We start from the raw sequence: 14013 nt of genomic DNA, 5'->3' as shown, positions 1-14013 counted from the left end.
TTTTGCTCCGGCTGCTTCTGACGCCGCTTACTTCTTCTTGCTTTTCATCCTTGGCTTCTTGACCCGCCGCCCCTGCTTGAGGTCGTTGTCCCGCTTCACCTTCTGCCTCGGAGTCAGGCGATCCACCTTGTTGGCATAGGGATTCTCGCCGGAACGGAACTCGAAACGGATGGGCGAGCCATTCACCTTGAGCACCTTGCGGAAGGTATTCTCCAGGTAGCGCTTGTAGGACCCCGGCAAGGCATCGGTCTGGTTGCCGTGGACCACCACCACCGGTGGATTGGAGCCACCCTGGTGCGCATAACGCAGCTTGATCCGGCGTCCCTGGACCATCGGAGGCTGGTGTTGTGACACGGCGTCCTGCAGGATCTCGGTCAGGCGGTTGGTGGGCCACTTGGCCATGGCTGACTCGTAGCAGTCGCCAATGGAGTCGTACAGCAGGCCCACGCCGGAGCCGTGCAGGGCCGAGATGTAATGCTTGTCGGCATAATCGAGGAAATCAAGGCGACGTCTTACCTGCTCCTTTACCCGGCTGCGCTCGTCGGGCTCCATGCCATCCCACTTGTTGACGGCAATTACCAGCGAGCGGCCCGCGTCCAGCACGAAGCCGATCAGGTGCAGGTCCTGGTCCACCAGCCCTTCCCGGGCATCGATCACCAGGATCACCACATGGGCATCCTCGATCGCCTTGAGGGTCTTGATGATGGAGAACTTCTCCACCACCTCGCGGACGTTCTTGCGCCGCCTCACACCGGCGGTGTCGATCAGGGTGTATTCCTCGCCCTGGCGTTCGTAGGGAATGTAGATGCTGTCCCGGGTGGTGCCAGGCATGTCGTAGACCACCACCCGTTCCTCCCCCAAGAGGCGGTTTACCAGGGTGGACTTGCCCACGTTGGGCCGGCCCACGACACCGATGCGAATGCCCGGATACTTGTCGGCACTGTCTTCCTCGGCCTCATCCAGCTCACCCAGCAACAGCTCCAGCATGGAGCGGATGCCCCGGTTGTGGGCCGCCGCAATCAGATAGACGGATTCGAATCCCAGGGTGTAGAAGTCGGACGCGGCCACATCCGGGTCCTGGCCGTCGGTCTTGTTCACCACCAGGTGGGCCGGCTTGCCGGTGCGGCGCAGATGCTCGGCGATCATTTCATCACCGGCGGTCAGTCCGGCACGTCCATCCACAAGGAAGAGCACGATGTCGGCCTCTTCCACCGCCTGCATGGACTGGCGGGCCATCTCCGCGTCCAGGCCTGCCTCGTCGCCGGTAAGGCCGCCGGTATCAATGACAATGAAGCGATGACCCTCGTAGTTGCCGTCGCCGTACTTGCGGTCACGGGTCAGGCCCGGGAAATCCGCCACCAGCGCATCGCGGGATCGGGTCATCTGGTTGAACAGGGTGGACTTGCCCACATTGGGGCGGCCCACCAGAGCGATTACCGGTGTCATTCAGTGCCTGCCTGGATAGTGAGGGGACTCAGTCCCGATCCTCAAGGGTGAACACCGCCAGTCGACCGCCATTGCCATAGACAATCAGGCGGTCCTCCCAGCGCAGCATGGGTGAGCGGATGCCTTCGTCATCAAACTCGAGCTGGCCCTGCAACTGGCCATTGTCCTGGGACAGGATGTGCAGGTAACCCTCGAAGTCTCCCACCACCAGCATGTCGCCAATCGTGGCCGGCTCCGACAACCGCCGCCAGGACAGGGCATCCTGCACCCAGACCTCTTCCAGGGTGCTGGCATCCAGGCCCACCACATCGCCATTGGCCTTGGCGATAAAGACCTTCTGGGGCCCCAGAGCAGGACTGTGGAAGGTGGAGGTGGCACGGCTCCAGATTTCCTGGCCGTTGCGAATCTCCACCAGTGCCAGCTTGCCCTGGTAGCCGGCCAGCAGTGCGGCACCCTCGACGATCACCGGCTTGGCGGTGACATCCACCAGTCGTTCAAGCTCGGTACGCCCGCTCGGCTCGCCCACCGTATACTGCCAGATGGGCTGGCCATTGGCGGTGGACAGGGCCACCACATGGCCATTGGCGAGCGTGACAAGGGCCAGTTCCCCGCCAACCACCGGTGCTCCGGTATCCCGGACCGACAGTGCCGGCGCCGGGGAGTCATATTGCCAGAGACGCTTGCCGCTGGCGGCGTCCGCCGCCACCACCTTGCCGTCGATGGTCTGTGTCAGCACCAGGTTACCGTTGGACTGGGGCGGCGCCAGAACCTCGTTGGGCATACGCAGCCGCCAGACCTCATCGCCGCTGTCACGGTCCAGGGCCAGCAGTTCCGCATCACCGGTGACCAGGTAAAGATGGCGACTGTCGCCACCCACGCCCGCCATGATGGTCCGCTCCAGCTCACGGCGCCAGCGTACGTCGCCGGTGGCCGGACCGACGGCAAGCAGTTCGCCATCGGAGGACACCGCATAGAGACTGCCCCCGATGATGGTTGGCTCCAGGTGGAGGTACTGCCCGTCATGCCCATCACCAACCGTCAGTGACCACTTGGTTTCGAGAGTCACCGTCGACACCACTTCGGGCACCGGGTCCGGCTCCTCGAAATTCTCCGTGGAACTGCACCCCACCAGCAGCGATGCCACAACGGTCAGTACCAGCAGCGGATTCATCACAGGATTCAGGAACTTCATGGGCATCAGGCGTCGCTCCCTATACCCAGGCTGTCCAGCTTGCGCTGCAACAGTCCAATACCGGCCTCGCCACCGGCATCACGGGCCCGGATATAGGCGTCCCTGGCGGCATCGGTATTGCCACTGGCAATCAGGATATCCCCTTCCAGCTCCGCCAGAATGCCTTCGAATGCGCCGGTATCGTCAGCGCCGCGCACCGTTGCCAGGGCTTCGTCGTACTGGCCGGCGCCATACTGTGCCCGGGCCAGCCGTGTCCGCACCACCAGTGACAGGGCTTCACCATTACCGGTCTGATCCAGTGCCCATTGCAGGGTCTCCGCCGCCGCGGCCGGGTCACCGTCCGCCATCATCTGCTGGTTCGCCAGGATCAGCATGGCGTAGACCGCGTAGGTGGTGCCATCGTGTTCCTCGCGAACCTGGTTGGCCAGATAGGCAATGGATTCCCGGTCCTCCTCAGTGTCGCCGCCCTGCTGGGCCTGCCGCATAAGCTCGGCAAAATCGGCGGCAGCCTCGGCCTGCACGTTGGCCTGGTGGTTCTGCCACGCCTGCCAGCCAAACACGATGGCCAGGGCCAGGCCGACCCCGATCAGCAGCGAACTGCCATTCTTCTTCCACCATTGCTTGATGGCTTCAATCTGTTCTTCTTCGGTCCGCATTTCGGCCATGGTGACTCCTATGAGTGTCCTTTCCTGTTGTGCTTATGATCTTGAGAGCGCTTATGATCCTGGCCCGTCGGTTATGACGGCTTTCAGGCCAATCCCAGCCGGCTGGCCAGGTGGCTGGCGGCCTGGTCACGGGGTACCTGCTCCTGTTCGCCTTCCTCCCTGAGGTACTTGAGGCCGACGATACCCTCGTTGATCTCATTCTCGCCAATAATGACCGCCACCCGGGCGCCGCTGCGATCGGCCTTCTTCATCTGGCTCTTGAAACTGCCGCCGCCACAATGGGTCACCACGGTGCGCCCCGGCAGTTCGGAGCGCAGCATCTCGCTGACCCGGAAGGCCTCAGTAGTTGCAACGTCTCCCATGGCGGTCACATAGATATCGGCGTCGGCATTGACCTCCTCCGGCACCAGTTCAAGGGTCTCCAGCAACAGGATCAGGCGCTCGATGCCCATGGCAAAACCGACGGCAGCCGTAGGCCGACCACCCAGTTGCTCCACCAGGCCGTCGTAGCGCCCCCCGGCGCAGATGGTGCCCTGGGACCCAAGACTGTCGGTCACCCACTCGAACACGGTCTTGCCGTAATAGTCGAGCCCCCGGACCAGCCGGTTGTTTACCGTATAGGGCACGCCGGCCGCGTCCAGTAGCGCGGTCAGCTGTTCAAAGTGCTCACGGGATTCATCGTCCAGGTAATCGTCCAGTACCGGTGCATTCTCCAGGATCCGCTGGGTTTCCGTGTTCTTGGAATCCAGGATGCGCAGAGGATTGACCAGTAACCGGCGTTGGCTGTCCGGATCCAGGTCGGAACGATAGTCTCCCAGGTAATCCACCAGTGCCTGGCGGTACTCGGCCCGGGCCTCGGACGTGCCGATGCTGTTGATCTCCAGACGGGCATGATCCGCCAGTCCCAGGGACTGCCACAGTCGTGCGGTGAGGATCAGGAGTTCCGCATCGATATCCGGACCATCCATACCAAAGCATTCCACGCCAACCTGGTGGAACTGGCGGTAGCGGCCCTTCTGCGGGCGTTCATGACGGAACATGGGACCGGTGTACCAAAGGCGCCGGCTCTGGTTGAACAGCAGGCCATGCTCCTCCGCGGCGCGCACGCAGCCAGCGGTGCCCTCGGGCCGAAGCGTCAGGCTGTCCCCGTTGCGATCGTCGAAGGTATACATCTCCTTCTCGACGATGTCCGTCACCTCGCCAATGGAACGCCGGAAAAGCTCGGTGTGTTCCACCACCGGCATACGGATTTCCTGGTAGCCATAGGAACCGAGTACGTCCCTCACCCTGGATTCGAGAAACTGCCACACCGGGGTCTGCTCGGGCAGGATATCGTTCATCCCGCGAATTGCCTGAATCTTAGCCAAAGTAAAACCTTATTCGTGTTTATGACGCCGGCCAGGCCCTGGCTACTGGCCGGATTTCGCGATAATCGAGTCTTCCTGTTCCTTGCGGCGCGCCACCTCTTCGCGGATCAGCCGTTCCAGGTCGTCGGTCAGGGTGGCATTGTCCAGTTTCTGGTTGGGTTTACCAGCGGCATAGAACAGGTTTTTCGGTGAGCCACCGGTCAGGCCCAGGTCCGCCACCTTGGCTTCGCCCGGTCCATTGACAATGCAGCCAATAATAGCCACGTCCAGGGACTCGTTGACGTCCTCAAGGCGAGCTTCCAGATCGTTCATGGTCTGGATCACATCGAAGTTCTGGCGGGAACAACTCGGGCAGGCCACGAAATTGATGCCATGGCTACGCAGGCGCAGACTCTTGAGGATGTCGAAACCGACCTTGATTTCCTGAACCGGGTCTGCCGCCAGGGATACCCGGATGGTATCGCCGATACCGTCCATCAGCAGCATCCCCAGGCCCACCGACGATTTGACCGTACCGGACCGGAAGCCGCCTGCCTCGGTAATACCCAGATGCAGGGGCTGTTCAATCTGACCGGCAATCTTGCGGTAGGCATCCACCGTCATAAAGACTTCTGACGCCTTCAGGCTCACCTTGAAATCCTGGAAGTCATACCTGTCCAGGATATCGACATGGCGCATGGCCGATTCCACCAGCGCATCCGCCGTCGGCTCACCATACTTACGCTGCAGGTCTTTGCCCAGGGAGCCGGCGTTGACGCCTATGCGCATGGGAATGCCACGGTCACGGCACGCCTGGATAACGGCACTGACCCTGTCCTCACGGCCGATATTGCCCGGGTTGATGCGCAGGCAGTCAACGCCGAGCTCCGCCACCCGCAGGGCGATCTTGTGGTCAAAGTGGATATCGGCGACCAGCGGAAGCGACACCCGCTGCCGGATTTTTCCGAACGCCTCAGCAGCGTCCATGGAGGGCACCGACACCCGTACAATGTCGGCACCAGCCAGTTGCAGGGCTTCGATCTGGGCCACGGTGGCATCAACGTCGCAGGTTTCCGTATTGGTCATGCTCTGTACCGCGATGGGGGCATCGCCACCCACGGGCACATTACCCACCATGATCTGCCGTGACTTGCGTCTTTTAATGGGAGATTCGAGCTTCATAAACGGTCAAACCGATGTGAAAGTAATGAAAGAGTCGCCATGCTCCAGGCTACCCGGTTACGGGGTCACCTGTATGACGGTCAGTCCGACAGGTTCAGCACCAGCCGGTCGTTCCGGGGCCGCTGACTGGCCAGGTCCACGGTTTCGCCGCTGTAACGGAGGTCGGACACGGCACTGACCGCCCCGATCACCACCCTTAACGGCGACTCACCGTTAACGTCAAGGGTTTCACCGGCCCTGCGCAACTCGGCGACCAGGGTACGCCCGGTGCTATCCTGGACTTCGACCCAGCAATCCCCCGAAAATTCCATCACCAGTCGCCCCTCACTGTCGACAGGGGGGGCGGGGTCCGTCTCGGGCAGGGGTGCCGAGGTTACGAGCGGTGCCGAACCGGTATCCTCTGCCGCTTCAGGGTCGCTGGCCGATTCAGCCGATACCGTCGACGGGGGTTCCGTACCCGGAGCCCGGCCTATCGTTTCGCCAGCCAATGAGGACTCCGACCCGGTACCATCTAAGGCGTCGGCGGCGGACGGTTCATCGCCCTCCGGGATTTCCTCCCGGCTTATGGCGTTACCATTGCTGAGGCTGTCGTCACTGCCTGCCCCGATGGATGAGGTTTCCGAATCCACATCATTCGTCGACGGCACAGCCGTCTCTTCACTGGTGTCACCGGACAACGCCGCTGACTCTGAGACGTCATTGTCGGATCCGGCCATGGACTCATCCGCCTCGTCCACTGTCGCAGGACCGGCCATATCACCGTCCGCCAGGTACAGGGAGCCAGCGTAGAACACCACTACCGCCGCCACCAGCAGAAGCACCACCTTGGCGATCCGGCGCTTGCGGCGCTTACGCCGCTCGATATCGACCAGGGGGCTGGCTTCAACCCGGGCCTTCTGCTCCTGCCTCAGGGGTTCCAGCTCCTTGTCCAGTTGCCGAATCACACTCTCCGGGTCAATGCCCACATGGGTCGCGTAGGCACGCACATAGCCCTTGAGGAACAGTTCGCTATCGATCCGGCCATAGTCGCCACTTTCGATAGCACTGATAATAGCGGGCCTGAGATGTTGTTTGTTCGCCACTTCAGCCACGGACAGCCCGGCGACTTCCCGAGCTTGCCGGAGTCGCTCGCCTACCGTTGGCTGCCGGGCATCCTGGCTGGCGTTATCCGTTGTCATCGGCCGTTAGTACCTTGTATTGTCTGTATTGCTCTGAATCCGGGAAACGGTTTCGCAGCAACAGCGCCAGGCTGGATTCCTGGTCATAGTTGCCGGAGTGCCGGGCAATCCGGATCCCTACCAGCAGGCTTTCCGGAGTATGCTCAAGCCTGGGGTTGCGCTCCATCATGCTCAGCAGGCGGCCGTAGTAACGGGATGCCGCCGCGTAGTCGCCATTGGCCACCAGGGAACGGGACAACGCCAGCGTCCAGCGTGGATCCCCTCGGCCCAGTTCCAGAGCGCGGCGATAGGCCTCAACGGCACTGTCTGTATCACCCATCTGTTCACTGGCCCGGCCCAGGTTGTAGAACACCGAGGCGCGATCATCATAGCCGGTATCCCGGCTGGCCAGTTGGAACTGCTCCTGGGCTTCCTCAAAACGGTCATTGCCATACAGGAAGGCCCCGTAGAAGACGCGTCCGCGAGTATAGCCGGAATCACTTCGCAAGGCCTTCCTGTAGGCTTCTTCCGCCAGTTCCGGTTCACCTTCGGTCTGGTAAAGCAGCCCCTGGGTGGCCAGTGCCGCTGCATTGTCCGGCTGCAGTTCGAGGGCACGCTCCAGGTGCCGGCGCGATCGGTCGTAGTTGCCCCGGGACAGGTAGGCCGTTGCCAGCTGCACATAGCTGTCCACCGCCTTGTCTTCGTCCTCTTCACGGGCAAACCGACTGTCGGATACCGTAACACAGCCGGCAAGCAGGCTGATCAGCACCAACACGCACACAGACGGGAACGTTCGGAATCGACCGGATAATCCTTGGGACAACAACTCTGTGGGCATGGTGTTTTCCTGAAACCTGAACAAGTATTAGGGAGTCATCTGCTGAACCGGAATATAGCGCTGACTGCGCCGGGTCCGATCTTCCACGCGACCAACAAGCTGGCCGCAGGCGGCGTCAATATCATCGCCTCTTGTGGTGCGAATGGTTGTGATGTAGCCCGCTTCGTTGAGAATTTTCTGGAAACGACGGGTGGCATTCATGCTCGGGCGACGGAAATCGCTCTCCGGGAACGGGTTGAAGGGAATCAGGTTGATCTTGCACGGCAGGCCGCGCAGTACCTTGGCCAGCTCCCGGGCATGCTCGGGCTGGTCGTTCATATTCTCGATCACCGTATACTCGATAGTGGCCTTGCGCTTGTCGGGCAAACCGCTCAGATACCGGCGGGTAGCCGCCAGGAGATCGGCAATCGGATATTTCTTGTTGAGCGGCACCAGTTGGTTGCGCAGCTCATCGTTGGGGGCGTGCAGCGAAATAGCCAGGGATACATCACTGACCTCGCCCAGGCGGTCCAGTGCCGGGATAACGCCTGACGTACTCACCGTCACCCTACGCTTGGAGATACCATAGGCCAGGTCCTCCATCATCAGGTTCATCGCATCAACCACATTGTCGAAATTGAGCAGCGGTTCTCCCATGCCCATCATGACCACGTTGGTAATGGGCCGGTCAGCGTTGGGATCAAAGGGCATGAAGGCCTTGCGCGCCACCCATACCTGGCCGATGATCTCAGCGGCGGTCAGGTTGCGGTTGAAGCCCCGCTTGCCGGTGGAACAGAAGGTGCAATCCAGGCTGCAGCCAATCTGGGACGAGACGCAAAGGGTGCCCCGTTCACCATCGGGAATCAGCACCGTCTCCACGCTGTTGCCGGAATCCATGCGCATGACCCATTTACGGGTACCGTCCTTCGAGGTTTCGTCGTAGACCACTTCCGGCCCACGAATCTCCGCCACGACCTTGAGCTTTTCCCGCAGGGCCTTGCTCATATTGGTCATCTGATCGAAGTCATCCGCACCACGCTGATGAATCCACTGCAGTACCTGGGTGGCGCGGAAACGCTTCTCCCCCATGGACTCGAAGAATGCCTCCAGCTTGGCCTTGGGCATTCCCAACAGGTTGGTCTTTTCTACAGCAGCAGTCATGGTCAGTCTCGATCGGATAACAGGCGGGGCGACCGGAGTCGCCCCGGACAGCATCAGCCGCGCGGGCAGATCTCGCTGTCGTTGAAGAAATAGGCAATCTCGCGCTCGGCAGAGGCCGCGGAATCAGAGCCGTGAACCGCGTTGGCGTCGATGGACTCCGCAAAATCCGCACGGATGGTGCCGGCTTCCGCTTCCTTCGGGTTGGTGGCACCCATGAGATCACGGTTCTTGGCGATGGCGCCGTCGCCTTCCAGTACCTGAACCACAACCGGACCAGAGGTCATGAAGGCCACCAGATCCGGGAAGAACGGGCGCTCCTTGTGTTCCGCATAGAAGCCTTCGGCCTGCTCCTGGGACAGGTGCATCATCTTGGCTGCGACAATTTTCAGGCCGGCTTTCTCGAAGCGGGTATAGATCTCGCCGATGACGTTCTTGGCAACCGCATCCGGCTTGACGATAGAGAGCGTGCGCTCATTGGACATAATGTTTGCTCCAGTTGGGTTTCAGGACAAAATTCCGGCCTGAGATTATACGCAGTAAGGGGCCGGCTGCCTACCGACAGCGGGCCCCTGACAGAATACTGGATACACCTGCACCCGTGATCAGGCAGAGGCGCGGCGGCGCTCCCTCAAACGGCTGACCACGGTGTTGATCTGCTCGAGGGCATAGTCCACCTCCTCCGCCGTGGTGAACCGGCCCATGGAGAACCGCAGGCCGGCGTGCGCCTCCCCATCGCTGAGCCCGATACCGGTCAGCACGTAGGACGGTTCCATGGTGGCGGAAGCGCAGGCGGAGCCGGAGGACACGGCAAGTTCACGAAGCCCCAGCATCAGCGACTCCGCCTCGACACCCTCGAATCCCAGGTTCAGTATGCCGGGCACCCGCCTGTCGCGGTGTCCGTGCAACCGTACGCCCGGCAGCGGCTCGACACCTTCCAGGAAGCGGGTGCGCAGAGACTCCAGATGGGCCGCCTCCTCTTCCAGCCCAGCGCCGGCCAGCTCAAAGGCCTTGCCCATACCGGCAACCTGGTGGGTGGGCAGGGTTCCGGAGCGCATGCCGCGCTCATGGCCGCCGCCATGGATCTGCGCGTCGATGCGCACGTCCGGTGAGCGGCGAACATACAACGCACCGATACCCTTGGGCGCATAGACTTTATGACCGGACAGGGCGACCAGGTCCGCTCCCAGTTCAACCACATCCACCGGCATTTTGCCGGCCGCCTGGGCCGCGTCCACATGGAACAGGACACCCCGCTCCCGCAGCATGGCACCGATGGGCGCCAGGTCATTGATCGTTCCCAGCTCATTGTTGACCAGCATCAGGCTGACCAGCAGGGTCTCGGGTCGCAGCGCCGCTTCCACCTGGCCGGACGAAATGACACCCGTGGCATCCGGCGTCAGGCGAGTGACATCACAACCCTGCCCTTCCAGCCAGGAGCAGGTATCCAGTACCGCCTTGTGCTCAATAACGGAGGTGATGATATGGGGCCGCACACCTTCCTTCCGGTTGGCGGATACCGCGCCCTTGATAGCCAGGTTGTCCGACTCGGTGGCACCGGATGTCCAGACAATCTCACGGGGATCGGCGCCGATAAGCTGGGCTACCTGACGGCGGGCATTCTCCACGGCAGCCTCCGCCTGCCAGCCAAAACCATGGGAACGGCTGGCGGGATTACCGAATACGCCGTCCAGTGTCAGGTGGCCGGCCATAACCTCTGCAACAGCAGGGTCCACAGGCGTCGTCGCTGCGTAATCAAGGTAGATGGGTGTCTTCATGGTCCTGTCGGTGTCAGGCGGGCGCCCTGTTTTCCAGGCGCTCGGTATTGATGGTATCCGCCGCGCTCTCTGGCTCCGGTTTGCCATCCTGGCGGCTGGCGACGGCCTGGATCTCGCGCTTGTTCATCAGGTCCGCGAGGCTGATCCGGCTGAGGAACTGGTGGATCTGCTCACTGAGATCCGACCACAGATGGTGGGTCAGGCACATCTCGCCGTTCTGGCAGTCGCCCTTGTGGTTGCAGCGGGTGGTGTCCAGCGACTCATTGACCGCATCCACCACATCGGCAATGAATACCTGGTCGTTGGTCCTGCTCAGGCGGTAACCGCCTCCGGGACCACGCACGCTGATGACCAGCTTTTCCCGACGCAGGCGGGCAAAGAGCTGTTCCAGGTATGACAGGGAAATGCCCTGGCGCCGCGAGATGTCCGCCAGGCTGACCGGGCCCTCGTCACCATGCAGAGCAAGATCCAGCATGGCGGTTACGGCGTAGCGGCCCTTGGTTGTCAGTCGCATAACGGCAGCCCCGGCTGAGAATATTCAGGAGATAACACTGGATGAGTATGAATTGACCTACTGTTTTGGTCAAGTATTCGTCGCAGTGCACTCCCCGGCACCCGCGTCAGCTCAGCGGCTCTCCGCCGGCTCGTCGGAATCATCCCGGACACAATCGAATTCCTCCGCGTCCAGTGGCGGCAAGCGACCGTTGTCCACATAATCCTGGTTGACCTTCTGGATGGCCGTGCACATCTTCTCGATACGCTCGTCGACGGCATGCATGTGATCCAGCAGGCTGCGCATGGCCCGGGCCACCGGATCCGGCATTTCCTCGGTCACACCGTAGGCATCGAATCCCATGCGTTCCTCCATCTGCTTGCGGCGACCATCATCCTTGCTCTTGACCACCACACGGCCGGGAATGCCGACCACAGTGGCGCCAGCCGGCACCGCCTTGGTCACCACCGAATTGGAGCCCACCTTGGCGCCTTCCCCCACCTCGAATGGGCCCAGGATCTTGGCACCGGCACCTACCACAACGCCATTGCCGATGGTGGGATGACGCTTACCCTTGTTCCAACTGGTACCACCCAGGGTGACGCCCTGGTAGAGGGTGACATCATCGCCAATCACGGTGGTTTCCCCGATGACGACTCCCATGCCGTGATCAATGAAAAACCGGCGCCCGATGGTGGCGCCGGGATGAATCTCAATACCGGTCAGCCAGCGGGAAAAGGTGGAAATACTTCGTGCCAGCCACTTGAAATCCGCTTTCCAGATGCGGTGCGCCAGCCGGTGGAACAGAAGTGCATGCAGCCCCGGATAGTTGGTCAGAACCTCGAAGGTATTCCTGGCGGCGGGATCACGGCCGAATACACTGCCAACATCTTCTTTGATTCGCTCAAACATCTGTCTGGTCCTGTTGTCGTGAGCCGGCACCCACCGACTGGCCGGATGCCGATTTCTGTACCGCGGTCAGGATGCCCCGGAGGATATTGATTTCCATCTGATCCGGCCGTGCGCGCTGGTAAAGGCGACGCAGCCGGGTCATCAGTTGACGGGGATTATCCCGTCGATGGAACTCGATCTCCGCCAGGGTGGACTCCAGATGATCAAAGAAGCCTTCGAGCTCTGCCACGGTGGCCGGCGGTACATCCCAGCCCGGATCCTCCGGTGAGTTAATAGCCTTGAGTTGTGGATTATTCTCGCTGTTTTCAAGACCCCGCAGGCATTCCATGCGAATTTCGTAGCACATCACCTGCACCGCCATGGCGACATTCAGGGAACTGTAGTCCGGGTTCGTGGGAATGTGTATGTGCACATGGCAACGTTGTAACTCCTCATTGCTGAGGCCATTATTCTCCCGTCCGAACACCAGGGCCACCTCTCCCCTGCCGTGGTATTCACCCACCTGGCGGGCGGCATCCGTTGGTGACATCACCGGCCAGGGCACCTTGCGCCCACGGGCACTGGTGCCCATCACAAGGACGCAGTCCTCAATGGCCTCATCCAGCGAGGGAACCACCCGGGCGTGATCCAGCACATCGGACGCACCAGCGGAACGGGCGTAGGATGTCTCGTCCGGGAAGGAGGTGGGATTGACCAGCCACAGGTTGCCCAGCCCCATATTCTTCATGGCCCGGGCCACCGCGCCGATATTCCCGGAGTGGGAGGTTTCCACCATAACCACACGGACATAGTCCCGGGCCGGCAGGTCAAAGGTACTTGGGAGGGCGGGCTTGTGCATGGCTATCTGTGTCCGGCATTAACATCGCGAATAGTGGAAAGGCCACATATGTTACCAGAACACGCTGATATTTGGGCCCCGGTTTCTACGGATAAAGCCCCGCCAGGCCAGCGAAAATGCCCGCCATGCGGGTCTTTACGGAGCCGAAAAACGTTTAAGGCCCCCCCGCGATTTGCTATGATCGCGCCTTTGATCACTCCAGATACTGAAGAGTCCGATGCAACCAGCCATTAAAATGGCCCTGCGCGTTGCGCGCCAGGGTGCCGATTACCTGAAAGCCCACTTCGAACGCCAGGACATCGCCGGCAACGACCCCGGTGATCGCCAGCGCCAGCTGGATCGGGTGACCGGCAAGATCTACGAGAACTTCGCCGAGCAGCTCCAGAAGGCCTACAAGGACCATTACATCGCCCCCGCAGACGACAGCAGCGCCGATGGTCACACGCTGAGCTGGCATATCTTCCCGGTGCTGGGTGCGGAGAACCTGCTGCGGGGCATTCCGGAGTTCGTGGTGGCACTGGTCCAGAAGAAGGACAACCGGACCGAGAATCTGTTGCTGATCAACCCCGTCACCGGCGAGGAATACTCCGCCAGTCGCGGTCGTGGTGCAGCTCTCAACAGCCGTCGCATGCGCGCCAGCGAGATCAAGCACCTCAGCGAGGCGGTGGTTACCTCGAACCTGCTGGATCAGGCCCGTGGCGCCGAGGACCCGCTGATCTGGGGCGAACTGTCGGCCACGCTGGCCAGCCAGTCAGGCCAGCTCCGCAGCGCCGGCTGCAGCGTCCTGGACATCGCACGGGTGGCGGCGGGCCACCTGGATGCCGTGGTGCTGTTCCGCCCCACCCCGGAAGACCGGGACATCGGCCTGGCCCTGGCCAATGAGGCTGGCGTACTCAGCAGCGACTTTTCCGGCAACCCCGCCAGCACCGACTCCCGCCAGCTGGCTATTGCCAACCCCAAGCTGATGCGGGAAGTGCTGCGCACCCTTCACCCCTTCCAGGCGCGACTGCCCCGCTGAAACGGGGATCA

General features: G+C 61.6%; 14 protein-coding genes. 1 reads left to right on the top strand and 13 read right to left on the bottom strand.

Annotated elements, in window-relative coordinates; all coding sequences use genetic code 11:
- Positions 1 to 27 precede the first annotated feature (27 nt).
- The 13 genes from der to trmJ all read right to left on the bottom strand — a co-directional run bounded on the left by der (position 28) and on the right by trmJ (position 12984).
- The gene (gene der / locus ACJO2E_RS06520) at positions 28 to 1446 is read right to left on the bottom strand and encodes a ribosome biogenesis GTPase Der (RefSeq protein WP_406962977.1); all 1419 of its coding nucleotides are present in this window, start codon (positions 1444 to 1446) and stop codon (positions 28 to 30) included.
- Between the two features lie 28 nt (positions 1447 to 1474).
- Positions 1475 to 2644 (bottom strand): outer membrane protein assembly factor BamB, encoded by a 1170-nt coding sequence (bamB, locus tag ACJO2E_RS06515; RefSeq protein WP_406962975.1) that lies wholly within the window; start codon positions 2642 to 2644, stop codon positions 1475 to 1477.
- Positions 2644 to 3303 carry a YfgM family protein gene (locus ACJO2E_RS06510; protein ID WP_406962973.1) on the bottom strand — a complete coding sequence of 220 codons (660 nt, stop codon included), beginning with the start codon at positions 3301 to 3303 and terminating at the stop codon, positions 2644 to 2646. The genes bamB and ACJO2E_RS06510 overlap by 1 nt, the downstream gene beginning before the upstream one ends.
- 83 nt (positions 3304 to 3386) lie before the next feature.
- Entirely contained in the window at positions 3387 to 4670 is a 1284-nt protein-coding gene (hisS, locus tag ACJO2E_RS06505) for a histidine--tRNA ligase (RefSeq protein ID WP_406962971.1), read from the bottom strand.
- Between the two features lie 42 nt (positions 4671 to 4712).
- Positions 4713 to 5831 carry a flavodoxin-dependent (E)-4-hydroxy-3-methylbut-2-enyl-diphosphate synthase gene (ispG, locus tag ACJO2E_RS06500; protein WP_406962969.1) on the bottom strand — a complete coding sequence of 373 codons (1119 nt, stop codon included), beginning with the start codon at positions 5829 to 5831 and terminating at the stop codon, positions 4713 to 4715.
- 80 nt (positions 5832 to 5911) lie between these two features.
- Complete coding sequence (locus ACJO2E_RS06495) at positions 5912 to 7009, bottom strand: RodZ domain-containing protein (protein WP_406962967.1); 1098 nt, start codon at positions 7007 to 7009, stop codon at positions 5912 to 5914.
- Positions 6996 to 7826 carry a type IV pilus biogenesis/stability protein PilW gene (gene pilW / locus ACJO2E_RS06490; protein WP_406962966.1) on the bottom strand — a complete coding sequence of 277 codons (831 nt, stop codon included), beginning with the start codon at positions 7824 to 7826 and terminating at the stop codon, positions 6996 to 6998. Before pilW ends, ACJO2E_RS06495 begins: the two co-directional genes overlap by 14 nt.
- Before the next feature lie 27 nt (positions 7827 to 7853).
- Positions 7854 to 8966 carry a dual-specificity RNA methyltransferase RlmN gene (gene rlmN / locus ACJO2E_RS06485; protein ID WP_406962965.1) on the bottom strand — a complete coding sequence of 371 codons (1113 nt, stop codon included), beginning with the start codon at positions 8964 to 8966 and terminating at the stop codon, positions 7854 to 7856.
- Positions 8967 to 9019: 53 nt separating this feature from the next.
- Positions 9020 to 9448 carry a nucleoside-diphosphate kinase gene (gene ndk / locus ACJO2E_RS06480; protein WP_328186832.1) on the bottom strand — a complete coding sequence of 143 codons (429 nt, stop codon included), beginning with the start codon at positions 9446 to 9448 and terminating at the stop codon, positions 9020 to 9022.
- A 120-nt stretch (positions 9449 to 9568) separates the two neighbouring features.
- Positions 9569 to 10741: an IscS subfamily cysteine desulfurase gene (locus ACJO2E_RS06475; RefSeq protein WP_406962963.1), complete on the bottom strand. Its 1173-nt coding sequence runs from the start codon at positions 10739 to 10741 to the stop codon at positions 9569 to 9571.
- 13 nt (positions 10742 to 10754) lie between these two features.
- Positions 10755 to 11255: a Fe-S cluster assembly transcriptional regulator IscR gene (gene iscR / locus ACJO2E_RS06470; protein WP_406962962.1), complete on the bottom strand. Its 501-nt coding sequence runs from the start codon at positions 11253 to 11255 to the stop codon at positions 10755 to 10757.
- 111 nt (positions 11256 to 11366) lie between these two features.
- Positions 11367 to 12146: a serine O-acetyltransferase gene (cysE, locus tag ACJO2E_RS06465; RefSeq protein ID WP_406962961.1), complete on the bottom strand. Its 780-nt coding sequence runs from the start codon at positions 12144 to 12146 to the stop codon at positions 11367 to 11369.
- On the bottom strand, positions 12139 to 12984 hold the full coding sequence (gene trmJ / locus ACJO2E_RS06460) for a tRNA (cytosine(32)/uridine(32)-2'-O)-methyltransferase TrmJ (RefSeq protein ID WP_406962960.1): 846 nt from the start codon (positions 12982 to 12984) through the stop codon (positions 12139 to 12141). The genes cysE and trmJ overlap by 8 nt, the downstream gene beginning before the upstream one ends.
- Positions 12985 to 13201: 217 nt before the next feature.
- Between trmJ and ACJO2E_RS06455 the strand changes: the two genes are divergently transcribed.
- A complete protein-coding gene (locus tag ACJO2E_RS06455) occupies positions 13202 to 14002 on the top strand; it encodes an inositol monophosphatase family protein (RefSeq protein ID WP_406962958.1) in 801 nt (266 codons plus the stop codon).
- Positions 14003 to 14013 lie beyond the last annotated feature (11 nt).

Source organism: Marinobacter shunpengi, assembly GCF_045449695.1.
GTDB lineage: Bacteria > Pseudomonadota > Gammaproteobacteria > Pseudomonadales > Oleiphilaceae > Marinobacter.
The sequence above is the reverse complement of the archived record's forward strand: the minus strand, read 5'-3'. Positions and strand labels throughout refer to the sequence as shown.